The organism is Rickettsia endosymbiont of Cardiosporidium cionae (assembly GCF_015476335.1).
In the GTDB taxonomy this organism is placed as follows: Bacteria; Pseudomonadota; Alphaproteobacteria; order Rickettsiales; family Rickettsiaceae; genus JADHZC01.
Map to the genome: position 1 here is coordinate 15,771 of NZ_JADAQY010000006.1, position 20,951 is coordinate 36,721.

The following is a 20,951-nucleotide window of genomic DNA, read 5'->3' on the forward strand; positions in this document are numbered from 1 at the left end:
TGATTCAATTTTTACTGCTGAATGCATCTCGTATACATATTTCTTTATCCAGCATCAATAATTATTCAATAGTTATAAACAGTGATTTTTAAAATAATCAATTGATGCATATTGATTTTTATCATTTTAGTACATATATATACTGATGTGTATTTTGAGTAATCATTGTCGATAATAATAAGTCGTATTTGTTAGTACCAGCAATTACGTGTACAGCATATCAATTTTAATAACTCTGGTTACTTATAGGTATTTTACAATAAATTGATTAAATTAAGTGCATAAATAATATGGGAAAGGTTATAGGTATAGATTTAGGAACTACAAATTCTTGCGTAGCTATTATGGAAGGTAGAGAACCTAAAGTAATTGCAAACTCAGAAGGTTTACGTATAACGCCATCTATGGTGGCATTTGCAAATGATGAAATTCTCGTGGGTGAACCAGCTAAAAGACAAGCTGTTACTAATCCAAAAAATACATTATTTGCTATAAAAAGGTTGATAGGTCGTAACATTGATGATCCAACAGCAAAAAAAGATCAAGAGTTGGTGCCATATAAAATAGTTAAGGCTGATAGTGGGAATTATGCTTGGGTTGAGGTGAATAATACAAAATATTCTCCAAGTCAGATTAGTGCATATATCTTACAAAAAATGAAGGAAACAGCAGAAAATTACCTCGGAGAAACAGTAACACAAGCAGTAGTTACTGTCCCGGCTTATTTTGATGATGCTCAACGTCAAGCAACTAAAGATGCAGGAAAAATCGCTGGTCTAGAAGTATTAAGAATTATTAATGAACCAACATCTGCTGCTTTATCTTATGGTTTGGATAAAAGTAAAGAAAATAAAATTATTGCCGTATATGACCTAGGAGGGGGGACATTTGATATATCAATACTAGAGATTGTTGATGGCTTATTTGAAGTCAAATCTACTAATGGGGACACATTCTTAGGAGGAGAAGACTTTGATATGAAGATTTTAAATTATCTAATGGTAGAATTTAAAAAAAATACTGGAATAAATCTTAGATCTGATCCATTAGCACTACAAAGACTAAAGGAAGCAGCAGAAAAGGCTAAAAAAGAGCTATCTTCAACTCAACAAACTGATATCAACCTGCCATATATTACAGCTGATGCTTCAGGTCCAAAACATCTTTCAATAAAATTAACTAGATCTAAGTTAGAATCTCTAGTTATGGATCTAATAGAACGTAGTATCGAACCTTGTAAAATTGCCCTAAAAGATGCAAATCTGAAACCCTCTGATATACATGAAGTAGTATTAGTAGGAGGCATGACAAGAATGCCTAAAGTAGTAGAAAAGGTAAAGAATTTCTTTAATAGAGAGCCACATAAAGGAGTAAATCCAGATGAAGTAGTGGCACTGGGGGCTGCAGTTCAAGGAGGTATATTGCAAGGAGATGTAAAAGATGTTCTCCTTCTTGATGTCACACCTCTATCATTGGGCATAGAAACTTTAGGTGGAGTGTTTGCAAAATTAATCAATCGTAATACTACAATCCCTACAAAAAAGAGCCAAATATTTTCAACAGCAGAAAACAACCAAACTTCTGTCACCATTAGGGTGTTTCAAGGAGAAAGAGAGTTGGCGGCTAATAATAAATTATTGGGTCAGTTTAATTTAGAAGGGATTTCTCCAGCACCACGCGGTGTACCTCAAATAGAAGTAGCATTTGATATAGACGTAAATGGTATTGTTCATGTTTCAGCTAAAGATGTTGCAACCGCTAAAGAACAAAAGGTTACTATACAAGCTTCAGGAGGTTTAAAAGAAGAAGAAATAGAAAAAATGATCAAGGATGCTGAGCAAAATGCTGAAGAGGATAAAAAAAGGAAAGAATTAATAGAAGTACAAAATAACGCAGATTCTATAATATACTCAGCAGAAGATACATTAACAAAAGCTGGCGATAAGGCATCACAAAAAGAAAAAGATGATATTAATAAACTAGTTGATAATCTTAAAGAGATTAAATCTTCAGATAATATTGAAGAAATTCGTAAACTTACTACTGAATTAGGACAATTAGTTATGGTTTTATCTAGTAAATGCTCTAGTAATAGTACTACACCTAAACCTGAACCACGTGCTGAGAATAATTCATCAAACACTAATGATGATGGAGATGTAGTTGAAGGAAAATATAAGGATGTTTCTGATAATGATAAATAATACATTTATCACGTTAGTGAATATCATTATTCCCAACCCAAATTTACTAGTTCAATTGCTATAAACATATTATATGTCTCAAGATTATTATTCAGTCTTAGGAGTCTCAAGATCTGCTTCTGGGGCTGAAATAAAAAAAGCTTACCTAAAGTTAGCTAAAAAATACCACCCAGATCAAAATAGTGGGTCTAGTGAGTTTGAACAAAAGTTTAAAAGCATCAGTGAAGCTTATGATGTGCTGAAAGATGAACAGAAAAGAGCTGCTTATGATAGATTCGGGCATGAAGCATTTAAAAAAGGGGCTGGAAGTGCTGGTAACAATGCTGGAGGATTTTCAGGTTTTTCAGGTTTTACAGATATGCATGGCGTAGATATTAATGATATTTTTAATGATTTTGGAGATATTTTTGGTACAGGTGCTACAGGTAGTAGTAGAAGATATTCAAGGAGGTCATCATCAAACACCAGTGTCAGAGGAAGCGATCTTCAATATAATACTGCTATTACACTTGAAGAAGCATTTTCTGGTATAAATAAAAAAATTAATTTTTCTACAGAAGTCAAATGCAGTACTTGTCAAGGTAGCGGCTCCAATAATAATGCTGGAACTAATATATGCGATATGTGTAATGGATCTGGAACTGCTAGAATGCAACAAGGTTTTTTTACTATAAGCCAAACTTGCAGCAAATGTAGTGGAGCTGGACAAATAATTCGAGATCCTTGTAATCAATGCAGAGGTATTGGTAGATATAATAAACAGCGTACCCTGATTATTGATATTCCCGCTGGGATATCTGACAATTCAAAAATTAGATTGGCTGGTGAAGGAGAAGCAGGGATCAGAGGAGGTAGCGCTGGAGATTTACATGTAGTAGTAAAAATCAAAAATCATGATATATATGCTTTAGAAAATGGTGATTTATATTGTACATTGAGTTTACCATTTACTACAGCAATTCTAGGAGGAGAAATGACTATACCTGGTATAGATCAATCTAAAATATTAGTAAAAATTCCTGAATTTACTCAAACTGGAGAGCAAATTAAAATATCTGGTAAGGGAATGCCTAGAATTAGATCTACTTTAAAAGGGGATTTGTATGTTAAAACATTTGTCAATGTACCAAAAAAAATCAATAACAAACAAAGAACTTTGTTAGAAGAGCTAGATAAAGAATTAAAAATTACTGATAGTAATAATGGCAAAGGCTTCTTCAGTAAATTTAAAAAAACAATATTATAAGCTACAGCTCGACCTAAATATTTGCTTAATACAGAGATATATAAACATTAGACCAGCAATAATTGCTATTACACCTCCTATACCAAACATAGCCATATATATTTTAGTAATAGTGGGGAATCCTACCACACCAGAAGTTTTACGTAATACACTATAACCTCCTGCTAATGCTAGCCCTGTTATATGTAGTGTCTGACCAAAAGTAATTAAACATATTTGTACAATAGTAGAATAAAATTTAATAAATTTTTGACTTGGATTAGAAGTAATTTTCAATTGCTGTAGACAACAGCTTTTGCTAAATAACTTAAAATATAATATAGGATTATAACAATATAAATATACCAATCCCATGCATGCTATAGTAACACTGACTATAGAACCATGATAATGAGCAGGTATTGTTACATTTGTATCTGTAATCATTAATGCAATTGCTCCACCAAATAAAAACATAAAGGATGTCATAAAAATTACGATATATAAAAACAATTTAACTGATTTTTGTACGTATAAATGATCATCATTCTTTATATAGATAAGTATTTCATATAATACAGCAAAAATAAATACAGTGGGAGTAAAACCAGCACAGTATTTCATGTGCAATGTATAATATAAAATAAAATTGCTATCTGTAATATCCAGGGCAAAATGCGGATATAAACCTAACAGAGATAAAAATACATTTAATATAAATAATAATTGATACAAAACTATAAATCTTGATCTATTACCTAATAAAATATTCACATATACAAATAAAGCGAACATTAATATTTCTGTATACAGAAATTGCAATATATGCCCTCCACTCCAATACAATAACTCATAATAAAAATGGATATCAATATTTACAACATTATCAATGATTTTTCTAAGCTCTATTAAAGACATCATAAAACATATAAATACAATTATATATATAACTGCAGAAGTAATTTTCACAATAATACATGTATGAATCAAGCTATTATCAAAAGGATCAAATAATAACGCGTTGACTGATTCATATAGAGTAACTAGAGCTATACACAACAGTATTACTATAAATAATACCAGCCCAATAATAAATACTGCATTATCAAGCATAGGTATATAGTTATTCATAATAGGGACAGAGCCTTTAGAAATAAAAGGACTAATGGAAATCAATAAAGTTGATATTAAACCTGATTTAGCAAATATATGTTCAAAATAAAAATTTTTACTATTATATTTCCAAATGGTAACAGTAACAGATAATAACCAAATCAATGTAGATAAATTAACATGTACTACTAATGCAGACTGAAACAATTCTTTATTTTCAAATAAAGAACTAAAATAAGGAGTACGAAGCATAACAAGTATCAGAGAATAAATACCTGATATCCCCAAAGAAATTACGGAGTTTATTTTCCAATAAAATATTGGACTATAATTTTCACTATTATGCTTCATATATTTAAAAAATAGTATCTATTAGAAATAGAAAAACTAATACTCTAGATAAGTATTGGTTATGGAGCGGAATTATAAATTAGCAAATTAGTAGATAATATAATATCCAATTTTTAAATACTAAATGAATTACCACACCCACATTTATCAGTTGCTGAAGGGTTTAATATACTAAAGTATGAACTACCTAATTCTTCAATAAAATCTAACTTTGCACCATCTAAAAATTTTAGGGATACAGGATCCACAGCTACAACCACAGAATCCTGTTGAATGATAAAATCATCCTGGTTAGTATTAGTTATCAATTTATATTCATACATAAATCCTGAACACCCTCCCCCACTAACTGAAACTCTAAGGCCTATTTTAGGATCTGGCGAGACATTCACTAACTTCAGTAATTCTTTAAACGCATTTTCTGTAACAAATAGCTCCATATTTAGTGATAATTAAATTCATTTACACATATTAAATATTATAAATACATACAAAAACCATCATACATTAGCATAAATAGATACACTATTTAGCTGAATAATACTGCAAAAAACTATTTATGTAAGTATTATTACTATCTGCTGCGAGATCCTTGTTACCCTTCCAAACAATTTGTTTATCTTCTATCAAAACTATATCATTTGCTATTCTCATTGCATTATGTATATCGTGGGTAATAGTGATAGTAGTTGCTCCGAGTTCACTCTGAAATTTTATAATCAGATCAGCAATTAACGCAGACATGTAAGGATCAAGACCACTAGTTGGTTCATCAAAAAATATAATATCTGGATTATGGCAAATAGCTCTTGCCAAAGCCACTCTTTTATTCATACCTCCAGACAATTCTGAAGGAAATAAATTAATCAATTTCTCTGATAGACCTACAGCCCTAAGTTTTTCTATTGCCAAATTTGTCTTTTCATCATTATTCAAATTCAAAAGTTTAGATGCCAAAAAAGTAATATTATCTCTAACATCTAAAGAATCGAATAACGCTCCATTTTGAAACAAAAAACCACAATGTTTTAACATTGCTAGTCTGCTAGAATATGATATGTTGGTGGTATTGACGCCATCAAAAAAAACTTCTCCAGAATCTGGCTCTATAAGACCTATAATAATCTTAGCCAATACAGACTTACCAACGCCAGATTTTCCTAATATTACGACAGATTGCTTTGAATAGATATCCAAATTGATATTTTGTAATATACCAATACCAGAAAATGACTTACTTAAAGATTTTACTTTAATTTTGATATGTTCCATATTATGATACCAAATGTTAATTCATAAAAAACAATTCAGTCATAAAATAATTACTAATCAAAATTAGTAAAGAAGCAGTACCTACAGCAAAGGTAGTAGACTTTCCTACTCCCTTTGCACCTTTCATAGCATAATATCCACTAAAACAACTTACTGTACTCATGATAACCCCAAATACTACAGATTTTATCATACCACTCACTATATCGGAAGTTGTCAAAATATTAAACGTATTCGTAATATATTCAATCGCATGGAATTGCAATTTAAATACACTTATAATATAACCTCCCATAATACCTATAACATCACCTACTAACACCAATAAAGGCAAAACAATAATAGAAGCCAATATCTTAGGTGTTACCAAATATTTTATGGAATTAGTAGATAATATAAATAAAGCATCAATCTGTTCAGTGACCCTCATTGTAGCAATTTCTGCTGCGATAGATGAACCTACTCTACTAGTTACCATTAGCCCTACTAACACAGGGCACAACTCTCTAGTTATAGATAACGTAACTACTTCAGCAATAACATTACTAGCATTAAATCTACTAAACCCATTAAATGTTTGTAACGCCAACACTGCTCCAGAAAAAAATGCTGTCATAGATATTATTAATAAAGAAAAAAAACCTATTCTAACACACTGATCAAGCAATATCCGATAGTAAAATGGTCTAGAAAATAAGTTACATCCAACATGATATATAAAAATCGTGAATCGCCCTATAATACTAACAAATTTAATGGTAGACTGGCCAACAGAAGAACAAAAATTTAGAAAATACATAACACCAATATCTGCACAACATAAAAACAAAATTACTGAAAACACACATGATTATAGCACAATCACAAACAAAGAACAGAGTTTTAGCTCGCTAAAAGTCAAAAAATCAACTAGGAATTTTTATTCCTTCATTTATTTAATATTTTCTTAAATTAAAATTTATCAAACATATATCAAACATATATCAAACATATATCAAACATATATCAAAGGAGATCAGTAATTAATATACTAATGTATAATATAGTGGTGGGCAATAGAAGAATCGAACCTCTCACCTCTACGATGTCAACGTAGTGCTCTAACCAACTGAGCTAATTGCCCTAATAATCTTGCTAGAATTTGTAGTAATACAAAAATTACACAACAAATCATAACAAAAAATCTACTTGTGATATAAAAACTTCATATAATCAAAAATCAACCAAATATCTAGTAAAAAATCTGCTACTTAACAACTAAATATAAGGTTTGGTAATACCTCGCTGATACATATATTTTCCATTGCGTTGTGAATAAGATATATTACACTGATCAATACCCTTAAAAAAAAGTAATTGGCAAGCACCTTCATTAGCATAAATCTTTGCTGGTAGAGGGGTAGTGTTAGAAAATTCAAGAGTGATATACCCTTCCCACCCTGGTTCAATTGGAGTAACATTAACTATAATCCCACACCTAGCATATGTAGATTTGCCAACACAAATCACAAGAATATTTTGAGGTATTTTAAAATACTCCACACTTTTAGCCAACACAAAACTATTAGGAGGAATAACACAACTATCGGAATTTTTAGTAACAAAAATATCATTTCCAAAATTTTTAGGATCAATGACAGTGTTATTAACATTTGTAAATATCTGAAATTCATCAGAAATACGTGTATCATATCCATATGATGATACACCGTAAGAAAGAACTTTTCTACCACTATTATCGGTACTAATCTGTCTATCTATAAATGGCTCAATCATATTCTGTTCTGCAGAAGCCTGTATTATCCAATTATCCGACATTAACATATCAACAAATCACCAAGTATTAATTGCTAGCAGCAGCTATACTAACAATTAAACGCAAATAAATCTAGATAGAAAATTTTAATACTACTTGGACTATTTGAAAAATGAGTAAAAAATCAATGCTTGATCTCTAGTAAAGGCTACTGTTAATATAATAGTTATATCTATATAGCAAGCATGTTTTGAAATACCAATTAATTTGTATTACTGACTGTGTTATTACAAAAATTCATTAATAGCTAAGGTAAAAATATAGTGATAAATTTCTTTAAAAATATATTATATAAATTATACGCTAATAAAAACACATCATCTAACCAATTATCTAAAAATGAAAGAACAGAAAACAGTGACAATAAAAATAATGATAATCATGTATCACAAACTCCTAACCAAAGTGATAATTCAATAGAAAAAGCTAAGAATTTATTACTAAAATTAGATAATGCTTTGGACTCACAAGAGAAATTAGCTATAGCTAAGTTAGGAAAAATATTTACTAAAAATAAATCTAATTTTTTAACCAAAACAAAAGTAATCTCAAAGAATAAAAAAATAAGCAAAGATAAAATTAATTAATACTTTTATAACCCGTAAATGGATTAAACATCTAATAGCAGACGCTCTACACTCTCTTTTTAAAGTATAAAACGTAATTTTTCTAGTATTTATAGTTATATATTAACTCCCTATGTACAGTATATAGATCCAGAGCGTTATTCTCTAGACTATCCGTGAGCTTCAGTACACTAGATCTTTTATTTAGCAAATTCAAGAACAAAACTGTCCAATGCGTTTTACTACCTAAAATACTACTAGCATCAAAAATTGATCTTTCTATTGTAGAACCTAAATCTCTTGCTACCATACCTCCTAAAATTGGCAATACAATATAAGGTCCTTTAGTTGCTCCATAATGTTTTAAGGTACTACCAAGAGATTGGGTTTTAACATTTAAACCAGCAAGTGAAGCTATATCAAACATGCCAAATATACCAAAAGTAGTATTGATAACAAACCTCCAGAAAGACTTTAATGCATTAGTAGAATTACCCTGCAACGAATAATGAATAACTGAAATAGGCATAAAAATATTTTCAGTAAAATGGGTTACTCGAGACTTAAAATAATCATTGGTAACATTAGTATAAAATAAAGCTAAATATCTAATAAAATATTTATCCAAAATATTATTGAATTTAAAAATACGACGGTTAAATGCCTCGTACGGGTCATTCATATTCACATCTTTTTCGTTAAATAAATAACTATAGTCTAAATGATTATCTTTAATAGAAGTATCACCACCTTCTCTATAAGAAGACCAACCTACAAAAGGGTAAATAATCAATACAACAATAATAACCAACTTATACATGCACTACAAAAATATTGAGATATACCATAAAATAATAACTAATAACTAACTAACTAACTAACTAACTAACTAACTAACTAACTAACTAACTAACTAACTAACTAACTAACTAACTAACTAACTAACTAACTAACTAATCTTACATAATAAACAATCAATTCAATAAAATGCTACATCTATACTTAGCTCAATTGCAATATTTTTCTTTGATTACTAGCTAAATATTAGTTATATTGGAGATCTGGTAACAGAATCAAAATGTTTAGGACTAGTATCATTGCTATTAACTTATACTATGGCATAGTCATTAACAGTTGTACACCAGTAATGATATACAAAAACCAATAAACCATGTCAAGATAATATCAGGATTGATATTCATCTTGACTAAACTTAAAAAGTTAAAACCATAAATTACATTTTTATAACAAAAAACTTATAAATATTTCATGTCAATTATTTCTAAGAAAATTAATGTGATACAAAATTCTGTCACATTAAATATATCTGCAAGAATTTCTGAATTAAAACAACAAAATATTGATGTAATATCTCTCAGCGCAGGAGAACCAGAATTTAATACAGCTATTAATATACAAAATGCAGCTATAAAAGCAATGAAATCTGGGATGACAAGATATACTGAAATATCTGGAATCAAAGAGTTAAAAACTGCTATATGTAATAAATTAAAATATGAAAACGAGATAGAATACAATGAGAAAGAGGTCATAATATGTAACGGAGCAAAACATGCATTATATAATTTACTTGCGTCTACAGTTAATGAATGTGATGAAGTTATAATAATCAAGCCTTATTGGGTATCATACACAGCCATGGCAAAGATTGTAGGTGCCAAAATAGTTTTCTTAGAAACTAGTATAGAAAAGGGATTTAGAATCAATTTACAAGAATTAGATAATAAAATTAATGAAAATACTAAGTGGCTAATTCTAAATTCTCCTAATAATCCTACAGGAGTTATATATAGCTACGAAGAATTACTATCAATAGCAGATATTATCTATAAACATCCAAAACTCAATATAATATGCGACAATACATACGAAAAAATTATATTCAATAATATGAAATTTTATAATTTAGCAATGGTTGCACCTAAGCTAAGAGATAGAATTTTTATTATAAACTCTGTCTCTAAATCCTACGCAATGACTGGTTGGAGAATTGGTTATTGTATAGGAAATGCAGAAATAATAGCAGCAATGAATAAATTACAATCTCACACTACTTCTAATGCTTGTAGTATCAGCCAGTTTGCAGCATTAGAAGCAATCGAAGGAAAGCAAGATTATATTAAAAATTATGTGAATAATTGGGAAAAAAAAACCACACTTCTATTAAAATATCTAAAACAATTAGGGTTTCAGTGTTATAAACCTGAAGGAACATTTTACTTATTTCCTAATATATCTACCCTATTTGGTAAAGAAACCCCCAAAGGTAAAATGATCCAATCCAGCCAGGATCTAGCAATCTATCTACTAAATGAAGCACTAGTATCAGTAGTACCAGGTAGCGCGTTTGGAGCGGATGAATATATTAGAATTTCATCTACGGTAGATGAAACTTTGATAGAAAAATCATACCTAAAAATAGAACAAGCAATAGAAAAACTAAAGTAATATTTTTACTGGTATACGACATAAAAACAACTTAAAATTATACATTAGGTTATATTAATAAAAACAATTAGTTATCACTTAATACAATAACCCACACCACGTATAGTATGGAGTACATCTTCACCTGATTTATTTAAAGCAGATCTAATTCTATTAACATGCACATCTACTGTACGGTTTTTTATAACGTGACCTATACCCCATACATAATTTATTATCTGGTCTCTTGAACAAGCTTGATTAGCATTCTCTAGTAAAAACTGCAAGATTTTACATTCAATGGGCCCTAAATGTATTTCTTGATCATTATGAAAAACCCTATATGTAGCAATATCTATACTGGTAGATTTATACCTTAAAATTCTATCTTGACACACAGGTTTAGACCTTCTAAACAGATTGCGTATATTAGTCATCAACAATGTTAGATCAAACGGCTTTAACATTGTAATAACAAAATTATCTAAATAATCCATATTATGTAATTTTTTTAATGATTCTGTATTGTCAAAAAGAAAAATCATAGGTAATTTATTGTTCTTAGATTTGCTACGCAGTATCTGCACAAATTCTACTAAAGGAGCATCACTAGTATTAGCGCTAACAATTGCCATATGAAATTTATAAATTTCCGAAAGAATCAAAGATTCCTCTACAGAGGTAGCTCTTACTACATTAAACCAATATCTCTCTATAGTATTAGCTAAACTTGTATTCTCTTTTACATCTGAAATAATTATTAAAATCCTTGGTGGTAACTTATATGACACAATGAATACAATTTATATTAATCTTATCAATTTTCAAAATTTGCGATCAATAACATAAATTATATAGAATATTTTAAATTATAAAAACAAAAATGATAAATTTTTATACAGTTATTTTAAAATATTTAATTTTTATGTTATTTTTTGCAACTGGATTATTTTTATAAAGCAGTAATTAATCGGTAATAAACTATAAAATATACTTGAATTACATAACATAAATATGTTATACATGGCTCGTGAGTGAAGGATCACAAAAAAACCACTAATAAATATTTCAGTCTACAGTATTAGCTAATAACATGTTAAATTATGAATTGGTGATAATTACCCGTCAGGATATCGTATTATCAGAGTTAAACAAACTTATAGAAAGTCTAGTGTCATTTGTTATAGAAAATAGCGCTAAAGTTACATTAAAGGAATATTGGGGCATCAGATCTTTAGCTTATGAAATCAATAAGAATAAAAAGGCCCATTATCATTTACTAGGGCTACAGCTAAGAAATGTTGACCTACTAAAAAACTTTATACCAAAACTCAGATCGAACCAGGATGTCATAAGATATAATCTTATCAGGGTCAATGAAATTAATAAATCGTCATTATGTGTAGAAGACACAAACGAAGGTAATGAAGATAACCAAAATAATGGTGCAAGATCTGCTTCAAAAACATCAAATAAGTAGATAGCACACATCCCTAAGCAAATTAGATGTAGTCGTATTAATAAAAATATATAAGAATCACTTTTAATACTATAGAATATTATAAAAATTGCTGTATTGGCTTCAATTTTCATTGACCATGTCATGTATTTAATGTAGTATCTGTGGGCGCAAGGTTTGTATTAATACATATCAACTTGTTAGTTGAGTAATGTTGCAAACATGTGTTATATTACGTAATTTATTAAAATTAAATAGCATGTATAGTGTTGGTGAAAAAAAAATAGATCCTAAAAATTATAAACCGGGAGTAATTGATACCAATAATATCTATAGTTCCAAAATGTTCTTCAAAAAAAAGCAGTATTGTCCTTTATGTGAAGCCAAAGTTGTAAAAATAGATTATAAAGATATAGATTTATTAAAGAGATTTATCTCTGAAGGTGGCAGAATGCTCCCTAGTAGAATTACCAACATATGTTCAACACATCAACGTAAGTTAAAAAAGTCAATAAAATTAAGCAGAATGATTGCATTGTTACCTTTTGTTACCCAAATGCAATAAATCAAATACAAAATAAAAATTCATAACACCTCTAGTATATTAACATGCGTTGTTGAAACATAGGTTTAATTTCAGTAGATGTTGAGGTTGTCACAATAAATAGTACTGCTTAAGTTTTCTAAATAGAATAGTAATTAATTTTCATATCTCTAGATAATATATGTTTTTTGCATTTTTTTTGTAGAATATTCATGTATTAATTTGTACAATATTTATTGTGTTGTATTATACTGCAACATGTTTATGAGTAATTTAGTAATAGCATAAGTTCTCAAAAGGTTATAAAGTCATGTTACAAACATTGCATATACCAGAGGTTAGTAATATTCTTGAGGGGGATATTGTATCAGAATTTCCTATCATAAACTTACTGACGATATTTTTATTGTCTTGTTTTGTAGGATATTATGTAGTACTCAAAGTAACCCCTGCACTACATACAGCGTTAATATCTATCACTAATGCTATATCAGGTATAATCATCCTAGCAGGGATGATAACAATTGCTGGCAGTCACTTTAATGTTTCAAGCATTTCTTTGCTACTAAGTTTTATATCAATATTTTTAGCTGCAATTAATATATTTGGTGGTATAATCCTAACGATACGTATGATTAAAATGTTCAACAAAAAATGAGGTATAGTTGATATTTAAAAGTTATTTTATAAATATATATTAAACGAGGTACTGAGATGGCTTTATGTATTCATAGTAAAAATATCCAAATAACTGAACAATTTGTTAAATACATCAATGATAAATTAAACAAGATGTTTAATAAATACTCAATCAAAACTCTAGATACAGATGTCAGATTTAGTATGAAGCATAATCTGTATTCCTGTAATGTAATAATACATACTATGAATAATAGTAATAAAATTTTTAACCACACAAACCCTGGGAAAGATATAAAAACTGTATTCAATAGAAATCTAAGTAGGATTAAGAGGCAATTCGTTAGAGGTCATTCTAAAATATGTAAATCTTACACAAGATATAGAAAGAGTGTTGCCCACAATAATTAATTGAAATAATAGATATCATTAGCTATTGGATATTATACAAAAATGTAAGGCTAACCTTAGTTGTTCACTATAAGATATGATATAATTGATACGCTTAATCAGGTTACGCCTTGCGTCAATAATATCAGATATACTAAAATAATACGAAGAAGGTTATAATAAAAATGACAAATGTTACCAGTAAAGAATGCCTTAGATCATCTATCATTGAACAACGTAAATCTTTTGATGTACAAGATTATATTTTGTCAAATAACCAGATACACAGTAACATATCAAAAATAATTATAAAAATAAGTAAAAAATATAAGAGGAACGAATCAAAAAAATGTAATCTTGGTATATATTATCCTCTAAAAGGAGAACCAGATTTAACTAAACTATATCTGTTAGAAGATTTTAAAATAGCATTGCCTAAAATTGTTAACTCGAAAATGCTTATGATACAATTGAAATCTGAAAGCATCTTGGAACAAAATAAACCCTATAATATATTATCTCCTAGATCTGGCCAAGAGATTATACCTGATATATTGGTATTACCTGGGTTAGCATTTAGTATAAGAGGGTACAGATTAGGGTTCGGATCAGCTCACTATGATAAATACATAGCAAATCTTAAATTAGAAAAACAAAATATTACTGTTATCGGAGTATGTTTTCATGAAATGCTTCTTGAAAAATTCAACCACGAAACACATGATATCATGTGTGACTTAATCATTACAGATAAAACTATCATTAAGTATTAATGGATATTGGTATTATAAATTTAAATTTTTTTGATGTCATAAATATCATTATTATTGGTTTTTGTTCCATTATGGGGCTGTATAAAGGATGTATCAATATTACTCTAGAAATTATAGGGTTACTGCTGACAATAATCTTAATCATAATGCTTTACCCCTATATCTATGATTTTACATCTATGTACATAACAAATAACATGTATACAACGATCATCACATATATTATAACATATGTGATATTTGCACTGGTATATATGTTAATTCTAACAAAGGTAATGTCCTTAATAAAGAACACTCAATTCGGTACTATAAATGTGATACTAGGGTTTAAAATAGGGCTATTAAAATCAATATTGATAATAATTTCAATCCTAATAATATCTATAATGCTACATGCTAAGCAATATCCAACGACAGTAAAAAAACATATACAATCTACTACAATAGAAGACTACCCAGCATGGATAAAAAATTCTAAAACCATAGAATATCTACATCCGATACTCCAAACTATAGTGAAACCAATACCCTCTTATATAATAGAAAAACTTAATTTTTTTGCTAATGATAATGATATTAGAGAATAAATTAAGAAATAATAACAAACATGCAGAATATTATGGATTCAAAAATTCTGGATATTAACTATAAATCTTGATTTAAAACTTGAAAAATACATATTTTAATCACATAATGACGACTGGTATTATCGATTAGTACAATTAATAAAATGAAAACATTATCAGTACAAGAACATTTTCGGGAATTACAATATAGAATAAAAAAAACACTCACATTTTTTGTGCTAGCTTTTTTAGTCAGTTACTGTTACAAATATGAAATATACAACTTTATACTACAACCGCTAGTAAAGGTTAACAATGGTGAATTCAGGAAGATAATATACACTGACCTTACTGAAGCATTTTTTAGTTATCTAAAACTTAGTGCCTGTAGCGCTCTGATCTTCAGTATACCAGTAATCAACTGGCAGCTATATCGCTTCATATTACCCGGGCTATTAAATTTTGAAAGAAAAATTGCAGTATTTTTGCTCACTATAGCTCCTATATTATTTTTATTAGGATTTGTCTTTGTATATTACTATGCTATGCCTAATGCATGGAATTTTTTTATAAGTTTCGAACATGCAAAAAATACTGTTGTGCCATTGATGTTAGAAGCAAAAATTAGTGAATATATAAATTTAACTATTCAATTTATTATAGCATTTGGAGTAGCATTTCAACTACCTATTATAATGGTTATTTTAAAATTATTGAACATAATTAATGCAGCCAGCTTAATAAAACACAGAAGAATAGCTATTGTAATAAACTTTATTATAGCAGCGATACTCACTCCTCCAGATATATTAAGCCAATTTTTATTAGCAATCCCTATGATATCGCTATATGAATTATCTATTTTAATTTTTAAATTCTTAGAGAAACACAATAAATGCTAGACATAAAGTGGATTAAAGAAAATAAGCAAAAGTTTATTATTTTACTTCAAAAAAGAAATATCGAAATTAATATCGAAGCACTTATAGAGCTTGATACAGAAAGGAGAAAATTGCTAACTCTGATTCAGCGCTTTCAGCATTCAAAGAATCTTAAATCCAAATTACTAAGCAAAATGCGCGGTACTACAAATAGGGAGTTAGCTGATATTAAACGAGATATAGAACATATCAGTGATAAACTCAGTGAGCTCGAAAATACTAGCAGTAACTGTAATAAAAAAATTCAATCCTTAATGGATGTTATTCCCAATATATTAGATGATGATTTAATGAATGATCAATTTAGTAATCAAAGCAAATTGATAAAGAAATCATCGAATTTTACAACTAGCTATTTTAATACAGAACATCACAAAATTGCGCTTGAATTGGGCATGATAGATTATAAACAAACTGCTATATTTTCGGGTAGTAGATTTGTCACACTAAAAAATCAGCTTGCACAATTATCAAGAGCACTAATAAATTTTATGCTAGATACCCATACAAATGAGAATAAATTTGAAGAAATCTCACCCCCTGTATTAGTGAAAAATTTAGCAATGTATAATGCCGGCCAGCTACCAAAATTTGATTCTGATTCTTACTTAACAAATGATAACAAATTAAGGTTAATACCTACAGGAGAAGTCCCATTGTTAAATATGGTAGCAGGTTTAATATTTAAAAAAGAAGAACTACCCATAAGATATGTTGCTTACACTGAATGTTTCAGATTAGAAGCAGGTAGCGCAGGGAAGGATACTAAAGGAATGATGCGCAATCATCAATTTGCTAAAGTAGAATTAGTGAGTATCACCATTCAAGAAGAATCTCATATAGAACATGAATATATACTAAATTCTGCTGAAGAAATATTAAAAAGATTAGAATTACCATATCAAATAATAAGGCTAAGCTCAGAAGATACTGCCTTCACTGCATCAAAAACATATGATTTAGAAGTATGGTTCCCTAGTCAAAATAAATATAGAGAGGTATCAAGTGTTTCTAATTGTCTGGATTTTCAAGCAAGAAGAATGTTAACAAAATATAAGGATAATCAATCTACAAAATTTGTACATACGTTAAATGGTTCTGGCTTGGCTATAGGTAGAATTATTGCTGCAATATTGGAAAATTATCAAAATTCTGATGGATCTATAACAATACCTGAAGCTCTTAAACCATATATGAAGTATAAAAATAAAATTTCTTTAGATATATAATGCATTAGTCATTAATGCTATTGAAAGACTAATACAAAGATAACATGGTAATTGATGATATTGATACATTCTTAGAACATCTTATCGTAGGTAAACCAATACTCGGAATAGATTATGGAACTTCCTATATAGGGGTAGCTATTTCGAGCCTAAACCACAATATTGCAATGCCTCTCAAGTTATTACAATGTAATAAAAAACAATTGCAACTAAAATCTATTTTGTCAATCATATCAGAGCATAAAATATGTGCTATTGTAATGGGTATGCCAATAAATAAAGATGCATCTCGCAGTAACCAGACAAACATCACTGTAGAATTTACAAAAAATCTTGTTGAAAAAACAGATGTTCCAATATTCATGCAAGATGAAAGATATACGTCTATTACAGCAAATAAACTTATGTTTCCAGATACTATAAAACAAAAATCTAGTAGTAAAAAAAAATCTTCTTACAAAAAAAATGATGCCATAGCTGCTGCTATAATACTTGAAACAATATTAGCAATAAAAAAAATACGTCAAAAATAACTCAAATATCCAAATTTGTGACGTTTAAGGCATTATTTTTTATGAACTCCCTGCGAGGCTCTACTACATTACCCATTAAAGTTGAAATTAGTTCTTCTACATCATCAACATCATTAACATTGATCTTTAACAATGTACGATTTAATGGATTAAGAGTTGTTTCCCATAATTGATCAGAGTTCATTTCTCCTAACCCCTTAAATCTCTGTATTTTCATACCTGTTTTACTATGAGTAAGTAATATATCTAACAATTGAGTAGGAAAAAATATTTTTTTATTTAATGAATTAATGTTTACTGAAAAAATACCTTGCTGCATATCACACCAAATACTAGGCAATAATTCTAATAATTCTTGGTTTAGTGATATTAGATTAATAAATTCTGGCGCACGTAATTGATTTTTATATAAAATTTGCTTATACTGCAGGCCTCTGAGATTTTTAAAAAATTCTATTGAATTATCGTTGATAGATGATAGCTGCCAATCTGAGCTATCTTTCACTGAATAATTTTGATTCAATATATCCAAAGAATTATTGATATCAACGGATAGACTTGAATTAAAAATATCTAAAGATAATAAACCACTCACCATTAAAGATTCAACAATTTTCTGATCTATCTTATGGTGGATAATAGATAATATCTTTTGCAATTTTATAAGTTTTTGTACTATATTACTCAAAATATCTTTTGTTATAGTTGAACTATCTGAACTGGATATATTAAATTCACCACTTGATACCAAACTATCAAGCAAATAAGATTGCAAAGATGCTTCATCTTTAATGTAGCGCTCTATACTAGATTTTTTGATTTTATACAAAGGAGGCTGAGCTATATATAGGTGGCCATTATCTATTATATCTTTCATATGGCGATAAAAAAATGTTAATAATAAGCTACGTATATGTGAACCATCGACATCAGCATCAGTCATGATAATTACTTTATGATATCTTAATTTAGTGATATCAAATCCGTCATGCCCTATATTAGTACCAAGTGCTGTAATTAAAGTACCTATTTGTTCAGAAGATAACATCTTATCAAAACGTGCTTTTTCGATATTTAATATTTTCCCTCTTAGTGGTAGTATTGCCTGAGATTTTCTATTACGCCCTTGTTTTGCTGTCCCCCCTGCAGAATCTCCCTCTACTATGAATAATTCTGATAATGCTGGGTTACGCTCCTGACAATCAGCTAGCTTACCTGGTAGATTTGAAATATCTAACGCTGTTTTGCGTCTTGTAATTTCCCTAGCTTTTTTTGCTGCTTCTCTTGCTCGCACAGCTTCCATTATCTTTGCAACAACTATCTTAGCGATATTAGGATTCTCCAATAGCCATGCTAAAACAGCATTATAGACTATATTTTCAATGATGGGTTTAATTTCGGAACTGATAAGTTTATCTTTTGTCTGAGATGAAAACTTTGGATCTGGTAACCTGATAGATACTATAGATGATAACCCTTCTCTTGTATCATCCCCTGTGATAGCCACCTTATTCTTTTTAAGAATGTTTAATTGCTCTAAGTAACTGTTAATTGATTTCACTAACCCACTTTTAAAAGCAGCAAGATGTGTACCGCCATCTTTTTGTCTAATATTATTAGTAAAACATAAAATATTTTCATGATAAGAGTCATTCCACTGTAGCGCACAATCAATAGATATATTAGAATTGCTATCTATATGACAAAAAGATAAATTCTCATGCAAGACATGCTTAGCACGTGAAATATACTCAACATAACTTTTAATTCCTCCGGTATAATACATCTTCACTGTTTTGGGTTCTGATTCTCTATTATCAATAAAATCAATCTTTAAGCTAGGATTCAAAAATGCTAATTCTCTGAGTCTGTGCTCAATTGTATTGCTATTAAAATGAGTAAATTTAAAGACACTACTAGAAGGTAAAAAAGTAATTTCTGTACCACGTTTTTCTACACCACTATTGAGTAAAGTTAAAGACTGTATAGTATTGCCGTTACTAAATTTTAATAGATACTCTTTATTATCGCGCCATATTTTCAACTCTAACCAATCTGACAATGCATTCACGACAGAAACACCTACTCCATGTAGCCCCCCTGATACTTTATATGAATCCTGATCAAACTTCCCTCCTGCATGCAATTGCGTCATAATGACTTCAGCTGCCGATATATTTTCATCTGCAAATATATCTACTGGTATACCTCTCCCATTATCTCTTACTGTTATAGAACCGTCAGCATTCAAAATCACATCAATTATATCGCAGTATCCAGCTAAAGATTCATCTATAGCATTATCCACAACTTCATATAACATATGGTGCAAACCTGAACCATCATCTGTATCCCCTATATACATACCAGGCCTTTTACGTACAGCTTCAAGCCCTTTCAACACTTTAATAGATTTAGCAGTATAACTTTTTTCTAGAGTTTTATTCATATTTTAATTAATTATTACCTTAGGTTAGTAGTGCTATAGTTTACACAACTCAATTGAGCTATGAAATCTATGCTAACCAAAACAGTATACAATGATAATATTTATTTTAAAAGCAAGTTATTAGTTGCTAGCAAAACAGCTGAAAAATCAGTTACTGTAACTAAATATGTTAAATTATTGTATACAACACACAGCTAAATATATATCAACTAAAATAAATACATAATATTACAGATAAAATATATCTACAAATCAATACAGATAGTAATAATTTACATAATATTAATTTACATAATATAATTAGCAGTTATAAAAACTTTATTGAAAAGCAAACTCTGAGCTCATTTAAAGATAATATAATAGCAGAATCTACATCACATGCTACGTTCGATAATATATATACAGAATTTATAATAGAAAAAATAAAAAATAC

22 protein-coding genes and 1 tRNA gene are annotated in these 20,951 nt (G+C 29.1%); 13 read left to right on the forward strand and 10 right to left on the reverse strand.

The genetic code is table 11. The features are described from left to right. The first annotated feature begins 290 nt into the window (after positions 1 to 290). Complete coding sequence (gene dnaK / locus IHI24_RS04175; protein ID WP_194966808.1) at positions 291 to 2,204, forward strand: molecular chaperone DnaK; 1,914 nt, start codon at positions 291 to 293, stop codon at positions 2,202 to 2,204. 73 nt (positions 2,205 to 2,277) lie between these two features. Next, positions 2,278 to 3,450 (forward strand): molecular chaperone DnaJ, encoded by a 1,173-nt coding sequence (gene dnaJ, locus IHI24_RS04180; RefSeq protein ID WP_194966809.1) that lies wholly within the window; start codon positions 2,278 to 2,280, stop codon positions 3,448 to 3,450. Here dnaJ and IHI24_RS04185 read toward each other — a convergent pair. The 6 genes from IHI24_RS04185 to dcd all read right to left on the reverse strand — a co-directional run bounded on the left by IHI24_RS04185 (position 3,445) and on the right by dcd (position 7,989). Continuing rightward, on the reverse strand, positions 3,445 to 4,893 hold the full coding sequence (locus IHI24_RS04185; protein WP_194966810.1) for a hypothetical protein: 1,449 nt from the start codon (positions 4,891 to 4,893) through the stop codon (positions 3,445 to 3,447). The two genes, dnaJ and IHI24_RS04185, sit on opposite strands and share 6 nt — an antisense overlap. 113 nt (positions 4,894 to 5,006) lie before the next feature. Continuing rightward, positions 5,007 to 5,333, reverse strand: a complete 327-nt coding sequence (locus IHI24_RS04190; protein ID WP_194966811.1) for a HesB/IscA family protein — start codon at positions 5,331 to 5,333, stop codon at positions 5,007 to 5,009. Between the two features lie 85 nt (positions 5,334 to 5,418). Further along, positions 5,419 to 6,165 carry an ABC transporter ATP-binding protein gene (locus IHI24_RS04195; protein ID WP_194966812.1) on the reverse strand — a complete coding sequence of 249 codons (747 nt, stop codon included), beginning with the start codon at positions 6,163 to 6,165 and terminating at the stop codon, positions 5,419 to 5,421. 16 nt (positions 6,166 to 6,181) lie between these two features. Further along, positions 6,182 to 6,964 carry an MlaE family ABC transporter permease gene (locus IHI24_RS04200; protein ID WP_194966813.1) on the reverse strand — a complete coding sequence of 261 codons (783 nt, stop codon included), beginning with the start codon at positions 6,962 to 6,964 and terminating at the stop codon, positions 6,182 to 6,184. Between the two features lie 247 nt (positions 6,965 to 7,211). Further along, positions 7,212 to 7,288, reverse strand: a tRNA-Val gene (locus IHI24_RS04205). 134 nt (positions 7,289 to 7,422) lie between these two features. Further along, complete coding sequence (dcd, locus tag IHI24_RS04210; RefSeq protein WP_194966814.1) at positions 7,423 to 7,989, reverse strand: dCTP deaminase; 567 nt, start codon at positions 7,987 to 7,989, stop codon at positions 7,423 to 7,425. 255 nt (positions 7,990 to 8,244) lie between these two features. On the opposite strand from dcd, the gene IHI24_RS04215 reads away from it, so the two are divergent. Beyond that, entirely contained in the window at positions 8,245 to 8,568 is a 324-nt protein-coding gene (locus tag IHI24_RS04215; RefSeq protein ID WP_194966815.1) for a hypothetical protein, read from the forward strand. Between the two features lie 82 nt (positions 8,569 to 8,650). On the opposite strand, the gene IHI24_RS04220 is transcribed toward IHI24_RS04215, so the two are convergent. Next, complete coding sequence (locus IHI24_RS04220) at positions 8,651 to 9,367, reverse strand: MlaA family lipoprotein (RefSeq protein ID WP_194966816.1); 717 nt, start codon at positions 9,365 to 9,367, stop codon at positions 8,651 to 8,653. 449 nt (positions 9,368 to 9,816) lie between these two features. On the opposite strand from IHI24_RS04220, the gene IHI24_RS04225 reads away from it, so the two are divergent. Continuing rightward, positions 9,817 to 11,016, forward strand: a complete 1,200-nt coding sequence (locus IHI24_RS04225; RefSeq protein WP_194966817.1) for a pyridoxal phosphate-dependent aminotransferase — start codon at positions 9,817 to 9,819, stop codon at positions 11,014 to 11,016. 74 nt (positions 11,017 to 11,090) lie between these two features. Here the strand turns inward: IHI24_RS04225 and IHI24_RS04230 are convergent, their stop codons facing one another. Next, complete coding sequence (locus IHI24_RS04230; RefSeq protein ID WP_194966818.1) at positions 11,091 to 11,786, reverse strand: winged helix-turn-helix domain-containing protein; 696 nt, start codon at positions 11,784 to 11,786, stop codon at positions 11,091 to 11,093. Positions 11,787 to 12,088: 302 nt separating this feature from the next. Between IHI24_RS04230 and rpsF the strand changes: the two genes are divergently transcribed. The 5 genes from rpsF (at position 12,089) to IHI24_RS04255 (ending at position 14,800) form a co-directional block, all read left to right on the forward strand. Beyond that, complete coding sequence (gene rpsF / locus IHI24_RS04235) at positions 12,089 to 12,475, forward strand: 30S ribosomal protein S6 (RefSeq protein ID WP_194966819.1); 387 nt, start codon at positions 12,089 to 12,091, stop codon at positions 12,473 to 12,475. 238 nt (positions 12,476 to 12,713) lie between these two features. Beyond that, complete coding sequence (rpsR, locus tag IHI24_RS04240) at positions 12,714 to 13,019, forward strand: 30S ribosomal protein S18 (RefSeq protein ID WP_194966820.1); 306 nt, start codon at positions 12,714 to 12,716, stop codon at positions 13,017 to 13,019. Between the two features lie 289 nt (positions 13,020 to 13,308). After that, positions 13,309 to 13,656, forward strand: coding sequence for a proton-translocating transhydrogenase family protein (locus IHI24_RS04245; RefSeq protein WP_194966821.1), 348 nt, complete (start codon positions 13,309 to 13,311; stop codon positions 13,654 to 13,656). Between the two features lie 56 nt (positions 13,657 to 13,712). After that, positions 13,713 to 14,048, forward strand: a complete 336-nt coding sequence (gene hpf, locus IHI24_RS04250; protein ID WP_194966822.1) for a ribosome hibernation-promoting factor, HPF/YfiA family — start codon at positions 13,713 to 13,715, stop codon at positions 14,046 to 14,048. 164 nt (positions 14,049 to 14,212) lie between these two features. Next, positions 14,213 to 14,800, forward strand: a complete 588-nt coding sequence (locus IHI24_RS04255) for a 5-formyltetrahydrofolate cyclo-ligase (protein ID WP_194966823.1) — start codon at positions 14,213 to 14,215, stop codon at positions 14,798 to 14,800. On the opposite strand, the gene IHI24_RS04755 is transcribed toward IHI24_RS04255, so the two are convergent. Continuing rightward, positions 14,790 to 14,945, reverse strand: coding sequence for a hypothetical protein (locus tag IHI24_RS04755; protein ID WP_228777160.1), 156 nt, complete (start codon positions 14,943 to 14,945; stop codon positions 14,790 to 14,792). The genes IHI24_RS04255 and IHI24_RS04755 overlap by 11 nt on opposite strands. Between IHI24_RS04755 and IHI24_RS04260 the strand changes: the two genes are divergently transcribed. The 4 genes from IHI24_RS04260 to ruvX all read left to right on the forward strand — a co-directional run bounded on the left by IHI24_RS04260 (position 14,872) and on the right by ruvX (position 18,069). Next, positions 14,872 to 15,387: a CvpA family protein gene (locus tag IHI24_RS04260; RefSeq protein WP_228777159.1), complete on the forward strand. Its 516-nt coding sequence runs from the start codon at positions 14,872 to 14,874 to the stop codon at positions 15,385 to 15,387. The two genes, IHI24_RS04755 and IHI24_RS04260, sit on opposite strands and share 74 nt — an antisense overlap. A 143-nt stretch (positions 15,388 to 15,530) precedes the next feature. Beyond that, the gene (tatC, locus tag IHI24_RS04265; RefSeq protein WP_194966825.1) at positions 15,531 to 16,268 is read left to right on the forward strand and encodes a twin-arginine translocase subunit TatC; all 738 of its coding nucleotides are present in this window, start codon (positions 15,531 to 15,533) and stop codon (positions 16,266 to 16,268) included. After that, complete coding sequence (gene serS, locus IHI24_RS04270) at positions 16,262 to 17,536, forward strand: serine--tRNA ligase (protein ID WP_194966826.1); 1,275 nt, start codon at positions 16,262 to 16,264, stop codon at positions 17,534 to 17,536. Before tatC ends, serS begins: the two co-directional genes overlap by 7 nt. 44 nt (positions 17,537 to 17,580) lie before the next feature. Further along, positions 17,581 to 18,069, forward strand: coding sequence for a Holliday junction resolvase RuvX (gene ruvX / locus IHI24_RS04275; protein ID WP_194966827.1), 489 nt, complete (start codon positions 17,581 to 17,583; stop codon positions 18,067 to 18,069). A gap of 1 nt (position 18,070) precedes the next feature. On the opposite strand, the gene gyrB is transcribed toward ruvX, so the two are convergent. Then, positions 18,071 to 20,518, reverse strand: a complete 2,448-nt coding sequence (gene gyrB / locus IHI24_RS04280) for a DNA topoisomerase (ATP-hydrolyzing) subunit B (RefSeq protein ID WP_194966828.1) — start codon at positions 20,516 to 20,518, stop codon at positions 18,071 to 18,073. Between the last annotated feature and the right edge of the window lie 433 nt (positions 20,519 to 20,951).

Coding starts and splice junctions, on each gene's coding strand:
- IHI24_RS04260 (WP_228777159.1), top strand. CDS start 14,872: ATGGGGCTGTATAAAGGATGTATCAATATTACTCTAGAAATTATAGGG.
- IHI24_RS04185 (WP_194966810.1), bottom strand. CDS start 4,893: ATGAAGCATAATAGTGAAAATTATAGTCCAATATTTTATTGGAAAATA.
- hpf (WP_194966822.1), top strand. CDS start 13,713: ATGGCTTTATGTATTCATAGTAAAAATATCCAAATAACTGAACAATTT.
- IHI24_RS04755 (WP_228777160.1), bottom strand. CDS start 14,945: ATGATTAAGATTATTGTCAGCAGTAACCCTATAATTTCTAGAGTAATA.
- IHI24_RS04255 (WP_194966823.1), top strand. CDS start 14,213: ATGACAAATGTTACCAGTAAAGAATGCCTTAGATCATCTATCATTGAA.
- IHI24_RS04200 (WP_194966813.1), bottom strand. CDS start 6,964: ATGTATTTTCTAAATTTTTGTTCTTCTGTTGGCCAGTCTACCATTAAA.
- gyrB (WP_194966828.1), bottom strand. CDS start 20,518: ATGAATAAAACTCTAGAAAAAAGTTATACTGCTAAATCTATTAAAGTG.
- tatC (WP_194966825.1), top strand. CDS start 15,531: ATGAAAACATTATCAGTACAAGAACATTTTCGGGAATTACAATATAGA.
- dnaJ (WP_194966809.1), top strand. CDS start 2,278: ATGTCTCAAGATTATTATTCAGTCTTAGGAGTCTCAAGATCTGCTTCT.
- rpsR (WP_194966820.1), top strand. CDS start 12,714: ATGTATAGTGTTGGTGAAAAAAAAATAGATCCTAAAAATTATAAACCG.
- IHI24_RS04195 (WP_194966812.1), bottom strand. CDS start 6,165: ATGGAACATATCAAAATTAAAGTAAAATCTTTAAGTAAGTCATTTTCT.
- ruvX (WP_194966827.1), top strand. CDS start 17,581: ATGGTAATTGATGATATTGATACATTCTTAGAACATCTTATCGTAGGT.
- dnaK (WP_194966808.1), top strand. CDS start 291: ATGGGAAAGGTTATAGGTATAGATTTAGGAACTACAAATTCTTGCGTA.
- IHI24_RS04220 (WP_194966816.1), bottom strand. CDS start 9,367: ATGTATAAGTTGGTTATTATTGTTGTATTGATTATTTACCCTTTTGTA.
- IHI24_RS04190 (WP_194966811.1), bottom strand. CDS start 5,333: ATGGAGCTATTTGTTACAGAAAATGCGTTTAAAGAATTACTGAAGTTA.
- rpsF (WP_194966819.1), top strand. CDS start 12,089: ATGTTAAATTATGAATTGGTGATAATTACCCGTCAGGATATCGTATTA.
- serS (WP_194966826.1), top strand. CDS start 16,262: ATGCTAGACATAAAGTGGATTAAAGAAAATAAGCAAAAGTTTATTATT.
- IHI24_RS04225 (WP_194966817.1), top strand. CDS start 9,817: ATGTCAATTATTTCTAAGAAAATTAATGTGATACAAAATTCTGTCACA.
- IHI24_RS04245 (WP_194966821.1), top strand. CDS start 13,309: ATGTTACAAACATTGCATATACCAGAGGTTAGTAATATTCTTGAGGGG.
- dcd (WP_194966814.1), bottom strand. CDS start 7,989: ATGTTAATGTCGGATAATTGGATAATACAGGCTTCTGCAGAACAGAAT.